Below are 23,569 nucleotides of genomic sequence, written 5' to 3' on the forward strand. Positions count from 1 at the left end.
GCGGCCTCTCGCGTTCGTTCCGGGGTCAGCGCGGCCAGGCGAAGCCGTCGCCGACCGTCGCGGCCAGAACGAGGTAGGCGTCCCTCGTCGCGGGGGAGAGCTGGTCCAGCTCCACCTCCGCGCCCTCCTCCAGGTGCGGGTCGTACGGGATGCGGACGACGGCGCGGCAGCGGCTCTCGAAGTGGGCCTGCAGCCGGTCGAGATCCACCGTGCTGCGGCTGCGTGACCGCACCATCGACAGCACGACGACGCCGCCGCGGACCAGCTCGCCGTAGTGGTGGGCCTCCAGCCAGTCCAGCGTCGCCGAGGCCGAGCGGGCGCCGTCCACCGACGGGGAGCTGACCAGCACGAGCTGGTTGGCCAGGCCGAGGACGCCCGCCATCGCCGAGTGCAGCAGGCCGGTGCCGCAGTCGGTCAGGCAGATCGAGTAGAAGTGCTCCAGGACGTGCGCGACCGTGCGGTAGTCCTGCTCGCTGAACGCCTCGGACACCGCCGGGTCACGGTCGGATGCGAGCACCTCCAGCCGGGACGGGGACTGGGAGGTGTAGGCGCGCACGTCGGCGTACCGCTGGATCTGCTCGTGCTCGTTGAGCAGGTCACGGACGGTCGTCGCGGTTTCCAGCCGCACCTTGTCCGACAGCGTGCCGCGGTCGGGGTTGGCGTCCACCGCGATCACCCGGTCGCCGCGCAGCGACGCGAGCGTGGCGCCGAGCCCGACCGTCGTCGTGGTCTTGCCGACGCCGCCCTTGAGGCTCATCACCGCGACCCGGTGGTGGCCGCCGGCCACCGGCGTACGGGCGCGGGCCAGCAGCTCGCGGCGGCGCAGCTCGGCCGGGGACTCACCCGGGTGGATCACGCCGCCCGACGCCTTGTAGAGCGCGCGGCGCCAGCCGTTGGCGGGGGCCTGCCGCCGGCCGCGCAGCAGCGTGTCGGCGCTCAGGCTGTCGGAGGTCGGCCCGGCGCCCTGCTGCTGGGCGTACGTCTCCGGCAGCGGCTGGAACGGCGGGCCGTCGTCCGGCTGTGCGTACGAGGGCGCCTCCTGCGGGAACGGCGGCGCCTCCTGCTGGGGGAAGGGCGGGGCGTCCTGCCGGCCGCCGTACGGCGCGGCCTCGGGCCGGCCGCCGTACTGCGGTGGGGCGTAGGGCTGGCCCGGCTGCTCGGCGGGGCGGCCGGGGTACTGCTGGGGCCCGTAGTCGGGGGATCCGGGGTACTGCGCCGAGTAGTCCGGAGCCGCGCCGGGATAGGGCTGGGCCTGCTCGGCCGCCGGGTAGCCGGCCGGCGGCGGCGCGTAGGGCGCCGGGCCGAACCCCGGAGCGGAGTACTGCGGGTAGCCCGGGTAGCCGCCGTCGCCGTACACCTCGAAGCCGTCCGCCTGGGTGACCTCGGCGATGGGGCGCTGCTGCTCGACGAACTGGGTCCGCTCGGCGTCGTCGATGTCCGGCTCCCGGTCTGCCGCGGGATCGGCCGGCTGGGCCGGCTGCTGCACGTCGTAGGGCGCCGAGCCGTCGTCCGGGTCCGCGGGCCCGGCATCGTACGGCTGGGCCGGCACCTCGTCCGTACGGTCGCCCTGCGGGTGCCGGCCGGAGTCCCGCTGCTCGGCCGCACCGCCGTCCTGAGGCTCCTGCGCGGAGCCGGGGAAACCCTGCTGCGGGAAGGGGAGGAATCCGGGGCCGTACTCCTGCGACGGCGTGCCCGGGAACTGCGGGGGCACGCCGAACTCCGGCGGCGGCGGGTACCCCGGCGCCCCGAAGGCGTACGGCGGCTGAGCCTCACCGGCCGGCTGGCCCTCACCGGCCGGCCGCTCCTCGTCGGCCGGCTGCGCCGCGTCCGCCGGCGGCGCGGGGAACATCGGCGCCGGAGGGGTGTTCGTCCACGGGTTGGGCGGCGCGGCCTCCTCCGCGGCTTGGTCCCGCGGCTCGGCGGACTCACTGTTCATGGCATCAAGAGACGCGAGCTGCTCTTCAAGAGAACGGCCCGTTTTATCCTGATCGTTCTTGGCCACCAGGTCCCCCTCGCGGACGCGCAGTGGATGAATCAGCACGATATGTTCATCCGCAGCCTAAGCCACCACAGGCATTGACCAATACCGTGTCGCTGGAGCATCCCCGGCTACCGTGAAACCCATGCATGCCATCGTCATCGAAAAACCGGGCGATCCAGACGTATTGCACTGGCGCGAAGTGCCCGACCCCGTCATCGGTCATGACGAGGTGTTGCTCGACGTCGTTGCGGCAGGTGTCAACCGCGCCGACACCCTGCAACGACGGGGATTTTATCCACCGCCGGAAGGCGCATCGGAGTATCCGGGCCTCGAAGTGTCCGGGCGCGTCGCCGCGGTCGGCGACGGCGTCACCGGATGGAAGGTCGGCGACGAGGCCTGCGCGCTCCTCAGCGGAGGCGGATACGCCACCCGCGTGGCCGTGCCCGCGGGGCAGCTCCTGCCCGTTCCGCGCGGCCTGAGCCTGGTCGAGGCGGCCGCCCTGCCGGAGGTCGCCTGTACCGTCTGGTCGAACGTCTTCATGGTGGCCGGGCTCCATGCAGGCGAGTCGCTGCTCGTCCACGGCGGTTCGAGCGGGATCGGGACGATGGCCATCCAGCTCGCCAAGGCGCACGGGGCACGGGTGCTGTGCACGGCCGGCACCGAGGAGAAGCTGGAGCGCTGCCGGGAGCTGGGCGCCGACGTCGCGATCAACTACCGCACGGAGGACTTCGTCGAGGCGGCCCACCCCGTCGACGTGATCCTCGACATCATGGGCGCCAAGTACCTCCCCCGGAACATCGACGCCCTCGGCACCGGCGGCCGGCTCGTCGTCATCGGCCTGCAGGGCGGCGGGGTGGGAGAGCTCGACCTGGGCAAGCTGCTGGCGAAACGGGCGTCCGTCCACGCAACCTCGCTGCGCGCCCGGCCGTTGAAGGAGAAGGCCGAGGTCGTCGCGGCGGTACGCGAGGGCATGTGGCCGCTGCTGGAGGACGGGACCGTACGCCCGATCGTGGACCGTACCCTTCCCATGGCGGACGCCGCCACGGCGCACCGCGTGATGGAGGAGAGCACGCACGTCGGCAAGATCGTTCTAACGGTGTGAGACTGGGACATCTATGAATAATCCACTGAACAGCGAAGACCCACAGGTCGTCGTCGTCGGACCCAACGGCATGCCCATCGTGGCCGGAGAGCCCAAGGGCGACGCCGAGTCGGAGGAACGACCGGTCACCGAGATGGTCGAGCAGCCGGCCAAGGTCATGCGCATCGGCAGCATGATCCGCCAGCTCCTGGAGGAGGTCCGGGCCGCGCCGCTCGACGAGGCCAGCCGGGCGCGCCTGGCCGAGATCCACCAGCGCTCGATCAAGGAGCTCGAGGACGGCCTGGCACCCGAGCTGATCGCGGAGCTGGGACGCATCTCGCTGCCGTTCACCGACACCGGGGTCACCCCGAGCGAGGCCGAGCTCCGCGTCGCACAGGCGCAGCTCGTCGGCTGGCTCGAAGGGCTGTTCCACGGCATCCAGACCACGCTGTTCGCCCAGCAGATGGCGGCCCGCGCCCAGCTGGAGCAGATGCGGCGCGCCCTTCCCCCCGGGGTCATCCCCCAGCAGGACGACCCGGGCAACGGCCGCTCGTCCGGCCCGTACCTGTAAACCGTCAGGCGGCGCGGGACCGGCCCACGCCGGCTCCCGCGCCGACCCCCGACCACCGGCCCCATACCAGGGACCGGCCTCTAACCGGGGACCGGCCTCGTACGTGAACCGGCCTCGAACCGGGACCGGGCTCCATTACCGGGACCGGGCTCCATACCAGGATCGGGCTCCGTACCGGGGCCGGTCAGCCGGGGAAGAGCTCCTCGATCGTGCGGGCGACGCCGTCCTCGTCGTTGGCCGGCACCTTGTGGTGGACGGCGGCCAGCACCTCCGGATGCGCGTTCGCCACGGCGTACGAGCGGCCCGCCCACTCCAGCATCGGCAGGTCGTTCGGCATGTCGCCGAACGCCACGACGTCGGCGGCCTCGACGCCGTACCGGCCGCACAGCTCGGCGAGCGTGCTCGCCTTGGACACCCCCGGCGCGCTGATCTCGATCAGCCGGTCGCCGTTCGAGTGGGTCGGCAGCACCAGGTCGCCCACGAGCCGTCGCGCCTCGGCCAGCAGGGCGTCGGCCTCCAGCTCGGGGTGGCGGGCCAGCAGCTTGGCCGCCGGCCGGGCCACCAGCTCTCTGATCGGCGTCGGCGTACGGGGCGTCTGCGAGTCCCAGTAGGACAGCTCGAAGCCGTGCGCGTAGAGCATCCCGTCGTCGTACTCGGCCGCGAAGCCCAGACCCGGCAGCGCCTCACCGAGCACCGCGACCGCCGTACGCAGCCGGTCGACGGGGATGAGGTGCGTGTCCACGACCTGCTCGGTGTGCAGGTCGTAGGTGATCGCGCCGTTCGCGCAGATCGCCAGGCCCCGGTGCGCGACCAAGTGGGCGACGGACCGCATCCAGCGCGGCGGGCGGCCCGTCACGAGGACGAGCATGGCACCCGCCCGCTCGACGCGGGCGAACGCCGCCACGGTGCGCTCGGACACCGTGTAGTCACTGCGGACGACGGTGCCGTCCAGGTCCGTGGCGACGACCCGGGGAGTCATCGCGTGACGGGCTCGAGCACCTCGCGTCCGAGGTACTTGCGCAACGCCTCCGGAACCCGCACCGAGCCGTCGGCCTGCTGGTGGTTCTCCAGGATCGCGACGATCCACCGGGTCGTGGCCAGCGTGCCGTTCAGCGTCGCCACCGGGCGGGTGCGGCCCTCGCCGTCGCGGAAGCGCACGGACAGCCGGCGCGCCTGGAACTCGGTGCAGTTGGAGGTCGAGGTCAGCTCGCGGTAGCGGCTCTGCGTCGGCACCCAGGCCTCGCAGTCGTACTTGCGGGCCGCGCTCGCCCCCAGGTCGCCCGCCGCCACGTCGATCACGCGGTACGGCAGCTCGACCTTGGCGAGCATCTGCTTCTCCCAGTTCAGCAGGCGAAGGTGCTCCTCGTGCGCGTCCTCCGGGTCGCAGTAGGAGAACATCTCGACCTTGTCGAACTGGTGCACCCGGATGATGCCGCGGGTGTCCTTGCCGTACGAGCCGGCCTCCCGCCGGAAACAGGACGACCAGCCGACGTACCGCCGGGGCAGCGCGTCGACGATCTCGTCGCGGTGGTAGGCCGCGAGCGGCACCTCGGAGGTGCCCACGAGGTACAGGTCGTCCTCGGGCAGGTGGTAGACCTCCGACGCGTGCGCGCCGAGGAACCCGGTGCCCTCCATGGACTCCGGCTTCACCAGGACCGGCGGGATCATGGGGGTGAACCCGGCCTCGATCGCCTGCTCCATCGCCAGGTTGAGCAGCGCCATCTGCAGCTGCGCGCCCACCCCGGTCAGGAAGTAGAACCGGGCGCCGGAGACCTTCGCCCCGCGCTCCATGTCGATGGCCCCGAGCCGCTCGCCGAGCTCCAGGTGGTCCTTCGGCTCGAAGTCGAACGCGGGCGGCGTGCCGATGGTCTCCAGGACGACGTAGTCCTCCTCGCCGCCTTCGGGCGCGTCCTCCTCCACGACGTTCGGCACGGTGAACAGGAGGGCCTGCAGCTCCTGGTCGAGCCGCTGGGCCTCGGCGTCGGCCTCCTTCACCTGCTGGGCGAGCTCCTTGGCCCGGTCCAGCAGCTTCTGCCGCTCATCGCCCTGCGCCTTCGACACCGACTTGCCGAAACTCTTCTGCTCCGCGCGCAGCGACTCGAAGGCGCTCAGCGCGGATCGGCGCCGCTCGTCCAGGCCGAGCAGCTCGTCGACGACGGCCTCGTCCTCGCCCCGGGCGCGCTGGCTCGCGCGCAGCCGGTCGGGATCGTTTCGAAGGGCTCGCAGGTCAATCACAGAGACGAGGCTACCGCCCGCCCCGCCCCCGGACCGACCGGATAACCGATCATCCGGCCGATCCGGCCGACAGCGGCCTCGATGATTCCATGCGCGGTGGACGCCGGGCGGGACCGAGCCGTTGTCCTGTCGAAGAGCACGAAATGATCAGGGTCGCGGCACCGCCGACGATGGCAGAGTCACGGGCATGGATGATCTCTCATTCGCGCTCTTCCTGGCCGACCGGGCGGACGCCGTCACGATGGGCCGGTTCCGGCGCGCCGACCTCGACGTGCGGACCAAGCCCGACCGGTCCGCGGTGACGGAGGCCGACCTCGCGACCGAGCGGGAGCTGCGGGCGCTGATCGCCGAGCACCGGCCGGACGACGGCGTCCTCGGCGAGGAGTTCGACGAGACGCCGGGCGAAGGCCGCCGCTGGATCCTCGACCCGGTCGACCACACCGACAACTACACGCGGGGCATCGAGGTGTACGCGACGCTGATCGCGCTGGAGGAGCACGGGCGGATCACCGTCGGCGTCGTGTCGGCTCCCGCGATGGGCCGCCGCTGGTGGGCGGCGCGCGGCCACGGCGCGTACACCAGCGGGCCGCCATGGCTCGACACGCCGGACGCGGCGCGCGAGGGCCGGCGGATCCAGGTGTCCGGGGTCGACGACCTGGCGGACGTCCACCTCTCGTACGCGGCGCTGGACCACTGGGAGTCGCGCGGCCTCGTCCCCGGCCTGCTCGGCCTGTCGAGGGCAGCGCGGTACGAGTTCGCCTCGGCCTGCTTCTGGGGGCAGATGCTGGTGGCGGAGGGCCGCTGCGACGTCAGTCTCAACCCACGCGGCAAGATCTGGGACAACGCGCCGATCCAGGTGATCGTCGAGGAGGCCGGCGGGCGGTTCAGCGATCTGGCGGGCGAACCCCGCATCGACCGGAACTGCGCCATCGTCACGAACGGCCTCCTCCACGACACCGTCCTGGCCCGGCTCTCCGACCGGCACGCCCAGGATTGATCGTGTAGCCGACCGGCATGGCCGAGGCATACCTGTCGATCGCCACGCCCGGCGACTACGTCCAGGTCATGTGACGCGGCTCGTCGGCGGTGGCTCCGGGGCCGGGGCCGCCGCCGTCTCGCGTCAGAGGTCGTGGCCGGAGCGGATGGCGTGCAGCCAGGCGGACGCCTCGGCGAAGTCGCTGTCGTGGGTGCCCCGCCGGATCTCGATGCGGCCCTGGTCGGCGCGCGGGTAGCTGCCGAGGAAGCGCACGTCGGAGCAGATGCGGCGCAGGCCCATGAGCGCCTCGCCGACCCGCGCGTCCGCCACGTGGCCCTCACAGTCGATCCAGAAGCGGTAGCGGCCGAAGCCGCCCCCGGTCGGCCGGGACTGGATGAGGGTCAGGTTGACGCCGCGGACCGCGAACTCGGTGAGGAACTCCAGCAGCGCGCCCGGATGGTCGTCGGTGATGTACGCCATCAGCGAGGTGCGGTCGAATCCGGTCGGCGCCGCGGGCGGGCCGGGCCGCCGGACGAGGACGAACCGGGTCACCGCGCCCGGACGGTCGGCGATGCTCTCCGCGGCGGGCACCAGGCCGTACCGCTCGCCCGCGATCGGCGCGGCGATCGCGGCGTCGAAGCCCGACGTGGGGTCGGCGACGGCCATGGCGGCGCCGGCGGTGGACGTCCCGGTCGCCACGTGGGCGTCCGGGAGCGTACGGGCCAGCCAGCGGCGGCACTGCGCGTGCGCGTGCGGGTGGGTGCAGATGTTCTTGATGTCCTCCAGCGCGGTGCCCGGCCGTACGAGCAGCGCGAACTCCACCGGGATGAGCACCTCGCCGGTGATGAGCAGCGCGTCGCCGTCGGCGAGCTCGTCCACGGTCGTGGTCACCGGGCCCTCGACGGAGTTCTCCAGGGGGACCATCGCGGCGTCCGCGTCGCCGCGGCGGACCGCGTCCAGCGCCATCGGCACCGTCGTGAACGGCTCGCGGCTGCCCCGCCGCGCCTCGGGCAGGGTGAGGAGGGCGGCCTCGGTGAAGGTGCCCTCAGGGCCGAAGTAGGCGAAGAGCTCGGGCCGGTCGGCCGGTGCGGCCGCGTTTCGCGGGCTGTCGTCGGTCACGGAGGTCCCCTCATGCCGCTGCTGGACAGATCCGGCGTCACCCCAGGTTATGGGCGGTTCAGAGCTGGGAAGCACCGTTCGCCGGTCACATGGACGTCGAGGATCCCCCGTGCACGCCGATGTCGCGCCCGTCGTCGAGCCGGATCTGCGGCCCTTGGCCGAGCCTGGCCGCGCGTACGACCTGGTCCTCTTCTGGAGAAAGCAACTGCAGGCTGCGGCCACTGTGCACGATCTTGGCATAGGTGCGGGTCTCGGTGCGCCCGTTGATCGAAGTGAGCACGACGCCGTCTCCCGCGGCGTTGAGGAGGGCCAGGGAGAAGGACAGTCCTCCGGCGTCCTCGCGCAGCGCGTCGTAGTGGACGATCGCGACATCGCGGATGGCCCGGCCGTCGGTGACGTCGGCGGCCGTCTCCAGGCGACGGCGTACCAGCTCGATGCACTCCTCGACGGCCTGTGCGGCGCGACGCCGGGCGGTCAGCCCGGCGTAGAGACCGAGGAGCCCGATGCCGACGGCGGCCAGGGCGATCGTGACGAGGATCACGATCCGAGCGTACCCACCTTGGGCTCGTCACGCGACGCATCCACGCGATCACTTTCGGATCTCCGGCCCGGCCCCATCTCCGCCGGCCGCCGGCGATGGAACACGAAGAGAAGGACGAGCGCCCCCAGGCCGTACGCGTCCTGGACGATCCGCCCGATCGGACGTGGGCCGACGTGGTGGGCGAGCAGGTCGATCCCCCACCACGGGATCGTGAGGACGTAGAACAGCCACACGCCGGCGGCGAGGGCGAGGCCCTTCCGGTCGCGGCCGGTTCCGGCCAGCGCGCCGAGGACGACGACGAGCCAGGCGAGGTGGTGGATCCAGGACACCGGAGAGACGAGCACCCCCACGAGCCCGGTGATCGCGACGGCGCCGATCTCGTCGCCCGCCTGTGCGGCACGCCGCGCGGCGCGGAAGCCGACGTAGGCGATCAGCGCCGCGCACGCGAGCCACAGCGCGGCCACGACGGGGCTCGGCAGGTAGGCCCGCAGCAGCATGCCGCGGATCGACTGGTTCGTCGTGGCGGTGTTGGAACCGAGCCGTTCGCTGTCGAACAGGGCGCCGAACCAGTAGTCGGCCGAGTCCGCCGGCAGGACCAGGAACGTCCCGAGGGTGGCGACCGCGGCGCCGACGACGGCGTTGACCGCCTCGCGGCGGCGGCCGGTGACGAGGAAGTAGACGACGAAGACGCCCGGCGTGAGCTTGATCGCCGTGGCGAGCCCGACGAGCAGGCCGCGGGGCCAGCGCGTCCGGGGCGCGGCGCAGTCCGCCACGCACATCGCCACGAGGAAGACGTCGACCTGCCCGAACCGGAACTGGTCCCGCAGCGGCATCGGGTACGCGCAGATCGCGACGAGGACCCCGGTGAGGACGGGCGCCCACGCGGGGAACCGCTGGAGCAGGCCGCGGAAGGCGTAGCGGACCGTGACCGTCAGCGCGAGCAGGATGAGGCCGGCCCACACCCACTGGGCGGCGGCCCACGGGAGGAAGGCGAGCGGCACCGCGAGCAGCACGGCGAACGGTGGATAGGTGAACGGCAGCAGCTGCGGCGGCTGGGTCATGAAGTCGTAGACCGGCGCGCCGCGCAGCACGGCCTGCCCGCCGGAGCGGTAGACGTCCAGGTCGACCATCCGCTGGTCGGGCGCGTTGGTCAGCCAGTGCAGCGCGAGCGGCCCCACCGCGGCCACGACGATCGCGAGCCCCGCGACGACCATCGCGATCTCGCGTTTCGTCCTTCGCTCAGCCATGGGTCCATCCTGTCCCACCGCGCGCAGTGCTGCGGTGCCGTACGGGGCCGGTGAACGGCCGGGAAGGGGACCACGCGGTGACGAAAAGGCCGCCGCAGTGGCCTCCGGGACGCGAAGATCGGCAAAGCGGAGTACACCGGCGAGCATGGTGGACACGGCACTAGCCTGGGGGCGTCCCAAGATTCCGGAGGTGATCGTGGCACGGCCACGAAAGGCGGAACGTCACCATTTGGGCGCTGTGATCGCCGTGGTGGTGCTGTTCACGGCCGCGTCGCTGGGCCTGCTGCCGGGCATGGCGACCGCCGCGCCCACCGACGCGTCGCCGACACCGGGCGCGACGAGCCCGGGGGCGGCGAGCCCGACGCCGACGCCCACCACCTCCGCCGGTTCGGCGGCCTCCTCGCCGACCGCGGGCACGTCCGCGAAGAGCCGTGGGCGGGTGCTGCTCATCGGCGTTCCCGGGCTGCGCTGGGGGGACATCCGCCGGACCGGCACCCCGAACCTCTGGAAGCTGACGGGCCAGGCGGCCGTCGGCATGCTCTCGGTCAAGACGGTGGGCGGGCACACCTGCCCGATCGACGGCTGGCTGACCCTGTCGGCCGGGCAGCGTTCCCAGTTGCGCCACGGCAGTTGCGGCCTGCCGGCCGCGCCGACCGGCACGTCCGTCCCGGGCTTCGCCGGGATGCGCGAGGACAACGCGCACAGCAAGTACGGGTCGAAACTGGGCCTCCTCGGTGACGCCGTGCACGGCGCCGGGGCCTGCACGATGGCGATCGGTCCCGGCGCGGCGGTCGGCGTGGCGGACCGCGCCGGACGCGTCGACGGGTACTACCCGTCGGCCGACAAGACGCCCGCCGACGCGTGGTCGCGCTGCGCGCTCACGGTGGCCGACGTCGACGACGTCGTCCGCGCCTACGTCGACGCCGGCGTCGACGTGAACGGCCACCCGGTCCGGGTCACGCCGAAGGTCCGCGCGTCGGCGGCGTCGGCCGCCGACGCGCAGGTCGGCCGGATCCTGCGAGCGGCGCCCGCCGGTACGACCGTGCTGCTGGCCGGGCTGTCGGACAACACCGGCAGCGAGCGCCTGCACGTCGCCATGGCCGCCGGGCCGGGATACGCCCCGCGCTACCTGACCGCGAACTCCACGCGCACGGGCGGCCTGGTCACGCTCACCGACGTGACGTCGACCATCCTGCACACCCTCGGCATCGCCCAGCCGAAGGACGCGGTGGGCTCGCCGTGGCGCCTCGACGGCCGGAAGTCGGCGTCGGTGCCCCGCGTGGTGCGCGCGATGGCGGACCGGGACACCCACGCGCGGATCTACAGCCGGTACGTCATGCCGTTCTACATCGTGCTCATCGTGGTGCAGGTCGCCCTGTACGCCTTGGCGACGGTGGCGCTGCGCCGCAAGAGCGACCGGCGGCTCGCGGCGACCAAGGTGCTGGCGCTGGCGGCCGGCGCGCTGCCGGTCGCGTCGTTCCTGGCCAACGTCGTCCCGTGGTGGCGCAGCGGGCATCCCGCGCTGACGCTGGGGGTGGCGATCCTGGCCGGCGCCGTCCTGGTCACGGGCGCGGCGCTGGCCGGGCCGTGGCGCCGGTCCGTGACCGGGCCGGGCGCGATCGTCGCCGGGGCGACCGCGCTGTTCCTGAGCCTGGACGTGATGACCGGGAACCACCTGCAGAACTGCAGCATGCTCGGGTACACCCCCGTCGTCGCCGGCCGCTTCTACGGCTTCGGCAACACGACCTACGCGCTGTGGGTCACCGGGCTGATCATCGCGGCGGGCGCACTGGCGGGCCTGGCCATCGCCCGGCGCGGCGACCGGCGCCTCGTCCCCCTCGCCATCGTGGTCGTGGCCGGGGTGGTCGCGCTGGTCATCGACGGCGGGCCGATGTGGGGAGCCGACTTCGGCGGCATCATCGCGGTGATCCCCGGCTTCACGGTCTTCGGATTCATGATCGCCGGACGCCGGGTCCGGCCCACGCGGGTCATCGCCGTGCTCGCGGCCGGGGCCGTGCTCGTGCTGGGCGTCTCGTTCCTCGACTCGCTGCGGGCGAACCCGACCCACATCGGGGAGTTCTGGGACCAGCTGACGAGCGGCGACGCCGGTACGGTCGTCATGCGGAAGTTCCTCGGAATGATCGGCACGTTCAGTCACTGGCAGCTGTCGGCGATCGTCGTGCTCGGCATCGGCTTCCTGTTCTTCGGCCTGCTGCGGCCGCTGGCCTGGCGCGCCGCCGCGCTGCACATGGCCTACGAGCGCGCTCCCGCCCTGCGGGCCACGCTCACCGCCGCGCTGGTCACCGCGGTGGTCGGCATGCTCGTCAACGACTCCGGCACGGCGATCCCCGCGATGGCGTTCACGGTCGCGGTTCCGCTGGCGCTCGCGGCGAGCGTACGGGCGCTGGAGCTCGCCGGGAACGAAGCGCCACCACGACCAGAGCGATCAGAAGAGCCGTCAGCAAGCACGGGGTGACCCGCGAGCGCACGTCGGTGATCAGCCAGTCGAGGGAGCGCGGGAGCCCGGCGAGCCGCGGGTCGCGGGCGGGCAGGTAGGCCAGGGCCAGCACGCTCGTACGGGCCAGGAGCAGCCCGTCGAGCCGCGACCACGGCACGAGCGCCAGCGTCGCCCAGCCGAGGCCGTCGTACCAGGGCAGGGCGTACGGCGCGGCGAACAGCCAGGCGATCGCCAGCACCGTGGTGATCCGCAGCGCGTCCTCACCGGTCGGGTCGGCGGCGACGCGGACGTCCCGCAGCCGGGACGGGGGCGCGGCGCGCAGGAGCAGGACGGCCAGGACGGCGGTCAGGACGATGGCCGAGTTCTGGACGGCCGAGCGCGGCAGCGTCAGCAGGAGCCCGCCGTCCGTCCCGGCGAACAGGTGCCAGGGCGTGGCCAGCGCCACCGCCTTCGACGCGCGCTGCAGCTGGTCGAACGAGTGCGGCCCGGCGATGAGGTACGCCAGGCCGGTGACGACGAGCGCCGCACCGGGCAGCGCGACGAGCCGGGCGAGCGCCGACCCGGGCGAGGCGGGCGACCGGACGAGCGCGGCGCCGCGCGGCGCGGGCAGCCGGGCGGCCACCGCGCCCGCGCCCGTCCGTACGGCCGGTCGCGCGGGACCGGCGGCGGCACGCGCCTGCCACCACTCGCGCAGCAGAACCCAGCCCGGCCCGGCGCCGGCGAGCGCGACGTTGAGCTTGACGGCGGCACCGGCGCCGATGAGGATCCCGGCGGCGACGCAGCGGCCGAGCGTCCGGCCGTCCGGCCGGCGCGCCCACGGCGGGTCGGGCAGCGCGAACACCACGAGCCCGGCGACCGCGAACGCGAGCGCGAGGACGTCGTTGTGCGCCCCGGCGACCACGGCGTACAGGATGAGGGGGTTGGCCGACCACAGCAGCGCCGCGCGCAGCCGGCGGTCCCGGTCGCCGCGGGCGGCGTGCGCCAGCAGCAGCCCGACGGCGAGAAAGGCCATCACCTCGGTCACCGACATCACGAAGACGGTGAGCCGTACGGAGTCTCCGCCGATCAGCGAGGCGAGACTCTGCTGGGCCGTCGCGATCGGGCCGTACAGGGTGGGGGCGTTCCGCCAGTCCTGGACGGCGCCGATGACCGGGTCGGCGGGCAGGTCGCGCGGCGCCGTGGCGTACGGGTCGTTGCCGGTGACCGCCATGCGGCCGTACGCCGCGTAGTTGAGGTGGTCCGCCGAGCCGATGGGCGGCATGAACATGAACGCGACGGCCACGACGGCGCCCGCGATCAGCAGGATCCGCGGCCGGATCCACCAGCCGCGCCGGGACGCGAAGAGGCACAGGCCGAGGCCGAGCGCCGACAGCCCGACCCCGGCCGCGGTCAGCGCGAGGACCGGGTGCGCCGAAGGGTGCGCCGTGAGGGAGTACGGCGGCTGCCCGGCGCCGCCGGACAGGACGGGCTCCATCACGGACGGTCCGAGCAGCGCCACGGTCAGGAAGCAGACCAGGCCGAGCGCCGCGGCGGACAGCCCCGCGAAGCCCAGTCGGTCAGCGCGGGTCACGACGGAGCCGGGCCAGTTGCCGGGCCACGGCGGGTTCACGGGCGGCGAGCGCCCGTCCGACGTCGCGGAACTGCCGGGCGCGGTGCAGCTGCGCCCGCCAGTCGGTGCCGGTGGCGCGGTGCGACAGGGCGACCTCGACCTCGGTCACCTTGAAACCCTGGCGCAGGAGGTCGATGGTGAGCCCCGTCTCGACCCCGAATCCGGGTGCGAGCGGCAGGGCCGCCTCGAACGCCTGCCGGGTGAGGCAGCGCTGGCCGTTCAGCGGCTGGGTCGGCGTCCAGCCGGTCAGGCGCTGGATGCCGTCACGGGACAGGCGGACGACGAAGCCGTGGCCGCCGAGCTTCACCCGCTCGGAGAACGCGGCGATCGTCATCGCGGCCGTGCCCGCACGGACCGGCTCGATCAGCGGCCCCGCCAGCCGGGCGGTGTCGCCGAGGTCCGCGTCGAGGAACAGCAGATGACGCGGGACGTCGCCGTCCAGCAACCGGACGGCGGCGGCGCCCGTCTCCATCGCCGCCCCCTTGCCACGGTTGCGCGAGTGCCGTACGACCTTCGCGCCCGCGCCCTCGGCCAGCCGTCCCGTCGCGTCGGTGGACCCGTCGTCGACGACGACGACGAGGTCCACCCCGGGCAGCGACGCCGCCGCCTCCACCGTCGCGGCGATCCGGTCCTGCTCATCCTTGGCCGCGATGATGACGGCCGTGTCCGCCTGCATGATGGCGATGGTAGTGGCGGTCAGGTGCCTTCCAGGGCCGGTAGGGCATCGTGCACGGAGAACACCGTGTCGAGGCCCGTGACCTGAAGGATGCGGCGCACCGCCGGGCGCGGCGACGCCAGCTCCAGTGTTCCGCCGTGTTCACGGAGTCGTTTCATGGCCGAGAGCAGGACGTTCATCCCGGTCGAGTCACAGAACTCGACCCCGCTCAGGTCCACCACGACCCGGCCGGCTCCGTCGCGAACGAGCGAGGCCAGCTCGGCTTGCAATCTGGGTGCCGTATAGAGATCGACCTCGCCGTAGACGGAGACGACGGCGTGACCTCCCTGAGATGCGGTCGAGACCTTTAGCTCCACGTGCCGCACACTAGCGCCCTCCGAGCGGGTGAACCAGAGCCGAACGGGATTAGGTCCCGCCCATTGCCGGGCTATGGTCTGCGCTTTGCCAAGAAGCCCACGACTTCTGCCCCTTACGACGGAAATGTCCGTCAATTCTGGCTCCGGCGCAGCGACATGGAGATCTTCTCAAATATCGCCGCCGATGTCCGCGAATCCGTCCACCGGCGCGTCGGCATGCGAGAAGCTGGGATGGTGACACGACGCGCGATGGCAACCCGAATGTCCGGCGATTTCGGACACCGCCGTGTCCGCGAACGTCTGGAGACGATCCGCACCAGATCCGAGAAGTCCAGTTCGTGGCGGTCCATGACACAGTACGTGTCCCGGCTGGTCAACCGCGAGGGCTACGTTCCCGTGAAGGCGCGACTCGCGCGCGAGGACATCGTCTTTCTCGCCTCCGCCCGCGACGACGTCATCGCCTTCTGCGAAATGACCCTGCGCCTCATCGATCTGCACCAGCCGCGCGACGCCGGCGGGATCACCAGCGACGTCGGAAATCCGATGTGCCGATGCCGGGCGTGCATGTGGCGATGGCCGTGCCCGACCTTTCGCGCCATTCAGGAGGCCGTCGATCGGGTGCCGGGCTCCTGACCCTTTACGACCACGGCCGTTCGCGCGGTGGTCGACGCGCTCCGCGTGATCGCCACGAGGAATTGCGGCGTTCTTCGCGGGCGGTTCCCCGATCCGTCACCGGCCGGTTCGATGGGCCGGTGACACGTGGCACTCCGGGCCGCCCGGCCGTCGCGGGCTCCTGGGCACGCCTCCCCGTCCGGCCTCCTCCGCCCGGGTGGACCGTCGACGTCGTGCCGTACGGGCTTCCCGGCCCTCCGCCGTACCGATCGCCGCGCGCACGGGCCCGCACGACCGGGTTATCCACAGGGTGTGGGTTTCGCCGTCCACAGGGTCCACATGCCTGGGAAAGCGCCACTGACCAGCGCGGTGAGGGCCTGCCGACATGAGACGCCGAGTCGCGCGCCCGCCTTTTCCACGAGTTGTCCACCGGTTGTCCACAGGTGGGGGGTGGACGGTGGACGAACACGGGAACCCGGAGAATCAGGAGTGATCGCGGCCGAGATCCACCTGGTTCGGCCCGTGATCGTGCCCGGACCGCGTACGCTCCCCCCTATGGGGCGGACCATCCTTAACATCATCGGAATCCTGCTGGCGATCTGGCTGTTCTTCACGGTCCTCGGAATGCTCGTCGCCGCGTTGAAGTTCCTCATCTGGCTCGGCGTTCTCGCGGTCGTCGGCGCCATCATCGTCACGGTCATCAGCAAAATGGCGAAGAGCTGACAACGGGCCTTGTGCGGCCGCAGGGCGTGCGCGGATGATTCCGGCATGGATCTGACGGGCATCCTGCGGAGCCGCGCGGCCGAGCGACCGGACGCGACCGCCTATCTCTACGAGGGCGCCCGCGTCACGTACGCCGAGTTCGACCGCCGGGTGGACCAGGTCGCGACGGCTCTGCGCGCCTCCGGGGTACGGCCGGGCGACCGCGTCGCGGTGCTCGACAAGAACTCCCTGGCCCACGTCGAGCTGCTGTTCGGCGCGGCGCGGGCCGGAGCCGTACAGGTCCCGATCAACTACCGGCTGGCCGCCGACGAGGTCGCCTACATCGTGGACAACGCCAAGGCGCCCGTCCTCGTCGTGGGACAGGAGTTCGTTCCGGTGCTCGACGCGATCGCGGATCGCCTCGAGCACACCGGGCACCTGATCGTCGTCGGCGGCACCGGTCACCGCTACGCGGACTACGCGGCGTGGACCGACCGGGACGCCGAGCCCGTCGACGAGCCCGGCGAGGTGTTCGTCCAGCTGTACTCCTCGGGCACCACGGGCCGCCCGAAGGGGGTCATGCTGACCCACGGCAACTTCCTGACCGCGCTGCCGATGAGCGAGGAGATCTGGGACCTCCGCCCGGACAGCGTGCTGATGGCCGCGATGCCGCTCTACCACGTCGCCGGGTGCGTCCTCGCCGTCTCCGGCGTCTACAACGGCATCCCCTGCGTGCTCGTCCGTGAGCCGGACCCGGTGGGCATCGCCCGGGGCATCGAGGCGCACCAGGTCACCCACACCTTCCTCGTCCCGGTGATCCTGCTGTTCATGCAGCAGCTCCCGCAGGTGGCCGAGACGGACCTGTCCAGCCTTCGCCTGCTGATCTACGGCGCCTCGCCGATCAGCGAGGACGTGCTGCGCGGCGCGATGCGGATGCTGCCCGGCTGCGCGTTCATGCAGGTGTACGGCCTGACGGAGACGACCGGGGCGATCACGCACCTGCCGCCGGCGGACCACGTCCCCGCGAGCGAACGGCTGCGCAGCGCCGGCATCGCGAACCCCGGCACCGAGCTGAAGATCATCGATCCGGCGACCTCCGAGCCGGTGGCGCCCGGACAGGTCGGCGAGATCGTCTGCCGGACGGCCCAGAACATGGTGGGGTACTGGTCGCTCGACCAGGCCACCAGGGACGCCAGGCTCCCCGGGGGCTGGCTGCGCACCGGTGACGCCGGGTACCTCGACGAGGACGGCTATCTCTACATCCACGACCGCGTGAAGGACATGATCATCTCGGGTGGGGAGAACATCTACCCCGCCGAGGTGGAGAACGTCCTGATGAGCCATCCGGCCGTGGCCGACTGTGCCGTCATCGGCGTGCCGGACGCCAAGTGGGGCGAGACGCCGAAGGCGATCGTGGTCCGCGACGGCGAGGTCGGCGAGCGGGAGCTGATCGACTACTGCCGGGGCCGGCTGGCCCACTTCAAGTGCCCGACCTCCGTCGAATGGACGGACGCCATCCCGCGCAACCCGACCGGCAAGGTGCTCAAGCGCGACCTCCGCCGGCCGTACTGGGAGCACGAGAGCCGTTCCGTTCGTTGAGACAGGACGGCGGAGGGGGTCGAGCCGAAGGTGAGGTGAGCCGCAGGAGCGATCCGCCGACCAGTCGACGCCGCACGGCGCACCGAACCGCGCACGCAGGGGGAGACCATTGAACGCGTACCCGCCAGGATCGCCATCGGGGCCGTCCGACTCACCGTCGTGGCCGCCGCCGGGGCAACCGGGCCCCGTCCCGGGTCCTCCGGGATCGCCCCCACCGCCTGGAGCACCGCTGCCGCCGGGACTCCCCGGGCCGCCGGGGCCCGGAGCACCGCCGCCGATGCGTCCGACGCTCCCTCCCGAGCAGATCCGCGCCATCCTCAACAGCGCGATCATGCGTCAGGCGTCCCTCGGGTGGCGCGTGCAGGCGCAGTCCGACGTGCAGGCGGTGATGGCGAGCGGCGGCCAGGTCAACCACGTCCTGCACCTGGTCATCACGCTCCTGCTGTGCGGGCTGTGGCTGCCCATCTGGATCATCCTCGCCATCACGGGCACCGAGAAGCGCCTAACGATCACCGTCGACCCGTACGGCGTGCTGCTGTACAACGGCCGCCCGGTGACGCCGATGGGGCCGCCGATGGTCGCCCCGCCCGGCCCGCCGGGCCCTCCGCCCGGAAACGTCAACGCCCAGGCGGTCGCCGCCGCGAACCAGCGGCGCGACCTGCGGCAGAAGGCGCGGGAGCAGGCCGCGGCCGACATCGTTCTCGCGCGCGAGCTGCGGATCGGCCGCCCGGACCTGCCCCGCCAGTACGACGACGGCGGGCTGATCGACGTCAACCACGTGCCCCCGCAGGTGCTGACCCTGTTCTCCGGCGTGACACCGGAGCTCGCCGAGCACATCGCGCGCATCCGCGACCACGTCGGCGGTTTCTCCTCCGCCGAGGAGCTCGCCGCAACGGCCGACCTGCACCCGGACCTCATGCCCGAGATCGCGGAGTACGCCGTCTTCCTGCCCTGATTCGGCCGCCGGCCGCCTCGGGTCGCCGAACCCTCGTGGCGACGTGGGATGGCCGGACGTCTCGCCCGGCCGGGCCGATCAGGCCGGCGTCTCCGCGGCGGTCTCCCAGGGGACCGGGCGGAGGAATCGTGTTCCGAGCAGTCTGGTGTGGTTCCACTGGTCGTCGTCCGGCGCGTCGAGCCCGTCGAGGACCAGCCGCGCGGGTGGGAACGGCCGCCCCTCGCGCAGCTGTGCCAGGTCGGCCAGGCGGGACCGGTCGGCTGCGAGGTCGCCGGGCCGGTCGAGGCTGCCCAGCGCGGTACGCAGGTCCCGGTAGAACCGCTCCTCGTCGATCAGCACCGCGATCTCGTAGAGCTCGATCGTCACGGACCGGCCCGGCATGGACGCCAGGCCCTCCCGCAGCAGCGCGGCGTGGTCGTCCAGCGGCCCGGCGCCGTCGAAGATCCGGTTCAGCACCGGGACGGCCGCGTCGAGCTGGGCGAGCGCGCGTTCCTTCGGCGCGAGCGGCGCGGTGGCCTCGATCGGCCCGTCATCCTCGTCGTCCTCGTCCTCCGGCGGGAACGTCGCGGTAACCAGGTCCGCCGGCCGGAACAACGCCAGCCACAGCAACGGCACGCAGAAGACGTCCTCGGCGAGCACCTGATCCTCGAGGCCGGGGACGCCGCCCTGCCACCCCGGGTTGATCCCGTCGTAGTCGCCGACGAGCAGATAGGACCGGTTCGCCATGGTGGCCGACCCTAGCGCCCACGCCGGCGCGGGCAGGCGCAGTTGTGGCAACTGTCCGGTTGTGGAGTCTTTGGTCGATTCAAGCAAATCTGCAAAGGTCAGGGACGGAATATCCGGTTAAGCTCCTCCTGTGACTCATGTGCATCGCGTCGACAGCGAGGTCGGTCGCCTCCGCACGGTCCTTCTGCACCGGCCGGGCCCAGAGCTCAAGCGACTCACTCCCCGCAACAACGATCAACTCCTCTTCGACGGCATCCCCTGGGTGGGCCGTGCCCAGCAGGAGCACGACGCCTTCGCCCAGGCGCTGCGCGACCATGGGGTCGAGGTCCTCTACCTGACCGAGCTGCTGCAGGAGGCCCTCGAGTACCAGGACGCGCGGAGCGAGGCCATCGCGGACGTCCTGAGCGACCAGCGGCTCGGCGACCAGCTCCGCGTCATCCTGGAGAGCCACCTGGCCGACCTGACCACCGAGGACCTGACCCAGGTGCTCGTGGCCGGCCTGGCCCACGAGGAGCTGAAGACCGGCCGCGGCCTGGTGTACCGGCTGATGGACCGGCACGACTTCGTCATCGACCCGCTGCCGAACCTCCTGTTCACGCGGGACTCCAGCGTGTGGGTCGGCGACCAGGTCGCCGTCACCAGCCTGGCGATGAACGCCCGCCGCCGGGAGAGCGCCCTCACCCGGGTGATCTACCGCTACCACCCGCGCTTCGAGGGCACGAAGCACCTGTACGACCCGGAGCTGGAGCACATCGAGGGCGGCGACGTCCTCCTGCTGGCCCCCGGCGTGCTGGCCATCGGCACCGGCGAGCGTACGACCCCGGCGGGCGTGGAGCGGATCGCCCGCCGCGCGTTCGAGGCCGGCCTGGCGCACACGGTCCTCGCGGTGCCGATCGCGCAGGAGCGCGCGACCATGCACCTCGACACGATCTGCACGATGGTCGACGTGGACAAGGTCGTGATGTACCCGGCCGTCGCCTACTCCCTCGTCGCCTACACGGTGACGAAGGACGACGGCGACCTGCGCGTCTCACGGGCGCGGCCGTTCCTGGAGGCCGCCGCGGACGCGATGGGCATCGACCGGCTCCGGGTCATCGACACCGGCCTCGACCCGGTGACCGCCGAACGCGAACAGTGGGACGACGGCAACAACACCCTCGCCATCGGCCCGCGCCTGGCGGTGGCGTACGAGCGCAACGTCGAGACCAACGCGCGCCTGGAGGCGGCCGGCATCGAGGTCATCCGGATCCAGGGCAGCGAGCTGGGCAGCGGTCGCGGCGGCCCGCGCTGCATGTCCTGCCCCATCCTCCGCGACCCGGCCCGGTAGGTGTAGGTAAGGGCGGAACGAAGAGATCCGGTGCCGAAACGGGCACCGGATCAGATCCGCCTCGCCGTCCCGGCTCAGGCGGACTGGTCGAAGGCGATGTGCAGCGGCTGCATCAGGGCGGCGGCCCGGCCGTTGCCCGACTGCTGGTCTATGCGGAGCTTGGCCCAGACGGTGGTGGTCTCCGCCTCATGGGAGACGCCCCACTTGTCGGACAGCGCCTCGACGATGCTGAGGCCGCGGCCGCCGAGGGAGGACAGGGCGGCGCGGGTGCGGCGCGGCTCGGTCATCGAGCCGCCGTCGCTGACGGCCAGCTGGATGAGTTCGCCTTCGTGGGTCCACGAGACGCGGATGTCGCCGGACGGCAGAGGACGGGCGTGCCGCAGCGCGTTGCTGATCAACTCGCTGATGATGACGGCCGCGTCATCCGCGATCTCCTCGTACACCCCCGCTGCGCGGAGTTCGGCGCACAGGCGCTTTCGCACGTCCGAGACGCTGGACGGCGCGTGTGGCAGGAACACGACGCTCGACACCCTCACCTCCCCGGGCGGTTGGCTCCCGGATACTCCCCGTAACTTGGTCACCCCGGTAACGACCGAAATGCCCACTTAAAAAACGCGGAAACCGCGCCACAGGAATCTGTTACCAACACCACGTGTAACTGTGACCTCCAACACGTGGCGAAGGCGCAGCCCAGCTGGGCGGTATGCCCAAGTATGACCGGTTACGCTGTGTCACCACAGTGGGGGAGGGTGAAGCGCATGCTGGTGCCCGCCAGGCCGTCCGCGCGGGGATGCGCGGAGACTTCGCCCTGCTGAGCGCGGGCGAGCCGGCGCACGATGTACAGGCCCAGCCCGAGACCGCCGAACCGGCGGCGATCCCCCGCCTCCCCCTGGACGAAGCGCTCGAAGACCCGCTCCCGGTCCCCGGCGGTGATCCCGATCCCGGCGTCCTCCACCGTCACCGCGATGACGTCGCCCTCGACCCCCGCCCGCACGGTGATGACACCGCCGTCCGGGGAGTACTTCACGGCGTTCTCCAGGAGCTGGCCCACGATGATGTCGGTGGCCATCGGGTCGCCGAGGGCAGCCGGCAGGTCGGCGGCGACGTCCAGCTCCACCGCGTGGCGCTCGGACACGCCCCGCAGGCCGTACGCCGCGCCGCGCAGGAGCCCGGCCAGGTCGAACGGCTCGCTCGTCACGGTCAGGCCGTTCGGGACCGCACGGGAGTACAGGAGGTTGTCGACCAGACGCCCGAGGGCGTCGGCACGGTCGGCGATCGTCGCGACCGCCCGCCGCCGGTCCGCCTCGTCGAGCTTCTCCCACCGGTCCACCAGCGTCTTGGCGAACCCGCGTACCACCGTGATCGGCGTCCGCAGCTCATGGCTGGTCATGGACAGGAAGAGGTCCTTCTCCGCCTCGAGCGACTTCGCCTCGGTGACGTCACGGAAGTCCACGACCACCTCGTCATGGCCCTCGATCTCGGTGTGCAGGACGCCCAGCCAGGTGCCGGACTCCAGCCGGATCGTCGGCTCGCCGTCCGGATCGGGCAGCGGGAACGGCAGCGGACGGCCGATCACCTCCTCGGGGGCCAGGCCGGTGATCCGCTCCGCCGCGAGGTTCCACCGCTTGACGACGCCGTCGCGGTCCAGCACCGCGATACCGTCCGCGCTGGCCTCGATCACCGCCCTCTCATGCCTGCGCTGCCGGACCGCCTCGTCGTAGTGCAGGGCGTTGCCGATCACCACGCCCGCGTGCCCGGCGAACAACTCGAGCAGCTCCAGCTCGATGTGGCCCGCCCGCCGGCCGGAGAACAGCGCGTACAGCGCGCCGTACGGGCTGCCGTGGACGTTCGAGATGCCGACGGCGATCGTGTGCAGACCGTCCAGCTCGGACCAGATCAAGTCGCCGAGTCCGCGCGCCTCGGACGTGGCCAGCATGACCGTGCGCCCGGCGCGGAGCAGCTCGCCGACGAGGCTGGAGCGCAGGTCGGCGGTCGAGTCGCGCAGGTTCCGCGGCAGCCCGGTCATGCTGACGAGCTTCAGCGTGTTGGTCTGGTGCTCGATGACGACGAAGCCGGCGGCGTCCGCGCCGGTCAGCTCGATGAGGCCCGAGGTCACCCGGTCGAGGACCGACGACAGCGCGGGCTCGGTGTTGAGGTCGGCCACGACCTCGTTGAGCCGCCGGACGAGGCGGATGCGCTCGGCGGTCTGGCGCTGGACGGCCTCGTCCTCGCGCACGGGCCGGTAGAGGCCGACCCAGCCGAGGAACCGGCCGTCCTCGCCGCGCATGGCACTGACCACCGCCCGGATGTCGAGCAGCCGGCCGTCACGGTGCAGCCGCCGGGTGACGAACGAGATGTGGCCGCCCTCGCGGACGCGTTCGAGGACGGCGCGGTGCTCGGCGGTGTGCTCCTCCGGGATGGTGCGCAGCGGCCGGTCCAGCACCTCCCGCGCGGCCCAGCCGAACACCCGCTCGGCGGCGGGATTCCACAGCCGGACGGTCAGGTCGGCGTCCACCGCGATCATCGCGTCGGCGGAAGAGGCCACCGCCGCGCGCAACATCGCATCCGAGGCGCCCACGGGGCCCATAGTGCCACTCGCGCGGCGCGCCTACGCGAAGGTCAGCACCAATCCGCACTTACGGCATCGTTTCTGGTTGGGGGCCGTGTGCACCCAGTCGTGGTCACAATGCGCCATGGTGATCGCCTCCCCGCGCTCCGTACCTCCCATGATGACCGCCGTACGGCCCCCGCGCCGGGCTATTCGGCCACTCGCCCTCCCCGTGGCCGCGCGGAAGCGC

Annotated in this window: 21 protein-coding genes; 9 read left to right on the top strand and 12 right to left on the bottom strand. The window is 72.2% G+C overall.

Going from position 1 to position 23,569, the window contains the following annotated elements; translation table 11 throughout:
- Positions 1-25: 25 nt before the first annotated feature.
- Complete coding sequence (locus NE234_RS34740) at positions 26-1,936, bottom strand: nucleotide-binding protein (protein ID WP_252785152.1); 1,911 nt, start codon at positions 1,934-1,936, stop codon at positions 26-28.
- Positions 1,937-2,123: 187 nt separating this feature from the next.
- On the opposite strand from NE234_RS34740, the gene NE234_RS34745 reads away from it, so the two are divergent.
- Positions 2,124-3,083: an NAD(P)H-quinone oxidoreductase gene (locus NE234_RS34745; RefSeq protein WP_252785154.1), complete on the top strand. Its 960-nt coding sequence runs from the start codon at positions 2,124-2,126 to the stop codon at positions 3,081-3,083.
- Between the two features lie 13 nt (positions 3,084-3,096).
- Positions 3,097-3,633 carry a bacterial proteasome activator family protein gene (locus NE234_RS34750; RefSeq protein WP_305886737.1) on the top strand — a complete coding sequence of 179 codons (537 nt, stop codon included), beginning with the start codon at positions 3,097-3,099 and terminating at the stop codon, positions 3,631-3,633.
- A 184-nt stretch (positions 3,634-3,817) separates the two neighbouring features.
- Here the strand turns inward: NE234_RS34750 and NE234_RS34755 are convergent, their stop codons facing one another.
- Entirely contained in the window at positions 3,818-4,612 is a 795-nt protein-coding gene (locus NE234_RS34755; RefSeq protein WP_252785156.1) for an HAD family hydrolase, read from the bottom strand.
- On the bottom strand, positions 4,609-5,868 hold the full coding sequence (gene serS, locus NE234_RS34760) for a serine--tRNA ligase (RefSeq protein ID WP_252785157.1): 1,260 nt from the start codon (positions 5,866-5,868) through the stop codon (positions 4,609-4,611). Before serS ends, NE234_RS34755 begins: the two co-directional genes overlap by 4 nt.
- A 187-nt stretch (positions 5,869-6,055) precedes the next feature.
- Here serS and NE234_RS34765 point away from each other — a divergent pair, with 187 nt between their 5' ends.
- A complete protein-coding gene (locus NE234_RS34765; RefSeq protein ID WP_252785159.1) occupies positions 6,056-6,865 on the top strand; it encodes an inositol monophosphatase family protein in 810 nt (269 codons plus the stop codon).
- A gap of 123 nt (positions 6,866-6,988) precedes the next feature.
- Here NE234_RS34765 and pheA read toward each other — a convergent pair whose 3' ends face one another.
- The 3 genes from pheA to NE234_RS34780 form a co-directional block, all read right to left on the bottom strand.
- Positions 6,989-7,963 carry a prephenate dehydratase gene (gene pheA / locus NE234_RS34770; protein ID WP_252785161.1) on the bottom strand — a complete coding sequence of 325 codons (975 nt, stop codon included), beginning with the start codon at positions 7,961-7,963 and terminating at the stop codon, positions 6,989-6,991.
- A gap of 85 nt (positions 7,964-8,048) precedes the next feature.
- Positions 8,049-8,504 carry a DUF4446 family protein gene (locus NE234_RS34775; RefSeq protein ID WP_252785163.1) on the bottom strand — a complete coding sequence of 152 codons (456 nt, stop codon included), beginning with the start codon at positions 8,502-8,504 and terminating at the stop codon, positions 8,049-8,051.
- Complete coding sequence (locus tag NE234_RS34780; protein WP_252785165.1) at positions 8,501-9,751, bottom strand: glycosyltransferase 87 family protein; 1,251 nt, start codon at positions 9,749-9,751, stop codon at positions 8,501-8,503. The genes NE234_RS34775 and NE234_RS34780 overlap by 4 nt, the downstream gene beginning before the upstream one ends.
- A gap of 238 nt (positions 9,752-9,989) precedes the next feature.
- Here NE234_RS34780 and NE234_RS34785 point away from each other — a divergent pair, with 238 nt between their 5' ends.
- The gene (locus tag NE234_RS34785) at positions 9,990-12,227 is read left to right on the top strand and encodes a hypothetical protein (RefSeq protein ID WP_406567111.1); all 2,238 of its coding nucleotides are present in this window, start codon (positions 9,990-9,992) and stop codon (positions 12,225-12,227) included.
- On the opposite strand, the gene mptB is transcribed toward NE234_RS34785, so the two are convergent.
- Genes mptB through NE234_RS34800 form a run of 3 tightly spaced genes read right to left on the bottom strand, consistent with a single transcriptional unit; the run spans position 12,112 to position 14,850 of the window.
- Positions 12,112-13,779, bottom strand: a complete 1,668-nt coding sequence (mptB, locus tag NE234_RS34790) for a polyprenol phosphomannose-dependent alpha 1,6 mannosyltransferase MptB (RefSeq protein ID WP_252785168.1) — start codon at positions 13,777-13,779, stop codon at positions 12,112-12,114. The two genes, NE234_RS34785 and mptB, sit on opposite strands and share 116 nt — an antisense overlap.
- On the bottom strand, positions 13,766-14,494 hold the full coding sequence (locus NE234_RS34795) for a glycosyltransferase family 2 protein (RefSeq protein ID WP_252785170.1): 729 nt from the start codon (positions 14,492-14,494) through the stop codon (positions 13,766-13,768). Before NE234_RS34795 ends, mptB begins: the two co-directional genes overlap by 14 nt.
- Before the next feature lie 20 nt (positions 14,495-14,514).
- Entirely contained in the window at positions 14,515-14,850 is a 336-nt protein-coding gene (locus NE234_RS34800) for an STAS domain-containing protein (RefSeq protein WP_252785280.1), read from the bottom strand.
- Positions 14,851-14,913: 63 nt separating this feature from the next.
- Here NE234_RS34800 and NE234_RS34805 point away from each other — a divergent pair, with 63 nt between their 5' ends.
- From NE234_RS34805 to NE234_RS34820, 4 genes are all read left to right on the top strand, one after another.
- Positions 14,914-15,483 (top strand): hypothetical protein, encoded by a 570-nt coding sequence (locus NE234_RS34805; protein WP_252785171.1) that lies wholly within the window; start codon positions 14,914-14,916, stop codon positions 15,481-15,483.
- Between the two features lie 534 nt (positions 15,484-16,017).
- The gene (locus NE234_RS34810; RefSeq protein WP_252785172.1) at positions 16,018-16,185 is read left to right on the top strand and encodes a hypothetical protein; all 168 of its coding nucleotides are present in this window, start codon (positions 16,018-16,020) and stop codon (positions 16,183-16,185) included.
- 45 nt (positions 16,186-16,230) lie between these two features.
- Positions 16,231-17,763 (top strand): long-chain-fatty-acid--CoA ligase, encoded by a 1,533-nt coding sequence (locus tag NE234_RS34815; protein WP_252785178.1) that lies wholly within the window; start codon positions 16,231-16,233, stop codon positions 17,761-17,763.
- A gap of 277 nt (positions 17,764-18,040) precedes the next feature.
- Positions 18,041-18,718 (top strand): helix-hairpin-helix domain-containing protein, encoded by a 678-nt coding sequence (locus tag NE234_RS34820; protein WP_252785179.1) that lies wholly within the window; start codon positions 18,041-18,043, stop codon positions 18,716-18,718.
- A gap of 78 nt (positions 18,719-18,796) precedes the next feature.
- Here the strand turns inward: NE234_RS34820 and NE234_RS34825 are convergent, their stop codons facing one another.
- On the bottom strand, positions 18,797-19,444 hold the full coding sequence (locus NE234_RS34825; protein ID WP_252785180.1) for a hypothetical protein: 648 nt from the start codon (positions 19,442-19,444) through the stop codon (positions 18,797-18,799).
- A 130-nt stretch (positions 19,445-19,574) separates the two neighbouring features.
- Here NE234_RS34825 and NE234_RS34830 point away from each other — a divergent pair, with 130 nt between their 5' ends.
- Positions 19,575-20,771, top strand: coding sequence for an arginine deiminase (locus tag NE234_RS34830; RefSeq protein ID WP_252785182.1), 1,197 nt, complete (start codon positions 19,575-19,577; stop codon positions 20,769-20,771).
- A 74-nt stretch (positions 20,772-20,845) separates the two neighbouring features.
- Here NE234_RS34830 and NE234_RS34835 read toward each other — a convergent pair whose 3' ends face one another.
- Both NE234_RS34835 and NE234_RS34840 read right to left on the bottom strand, forming a co-directional pair.
- The gene (locus NE234_RS34835) at positions 20,846-21,301 is read right to left on the bottom strand and encodes an ATP-binding protein (protein ID WP_252785184.1); all 456 of its coding nucleotides are present in this window, start codon (positions 21,299-21,301) and stop codon (positions 20,846-20,848) included.
- A gap of 191 nt (positions 21,302-21,492) precedes the next feature.
- A complete protein-coding gene (locus NE234_RS34840; protein WP_252785189.1) occupies positions 21,493-23,358 on the bottom strand; it encodes a sensor histidine kinase in 1,866 nt (621 codons plus the stop codon).
- Positions 23,359-23,569: the final 211 nt, after the last annotated feature.

This window comes from Actinoallomurus rhizosphaericola, assembly GCF_024055675.1.
Classification (GTDB): domain Bacteria; phylum Actinomycetota; class Actinomycetes; order Streptosporangiales; family Streptosporangiaceae; genus Actinoallomurus; species Actinoallomurus soli.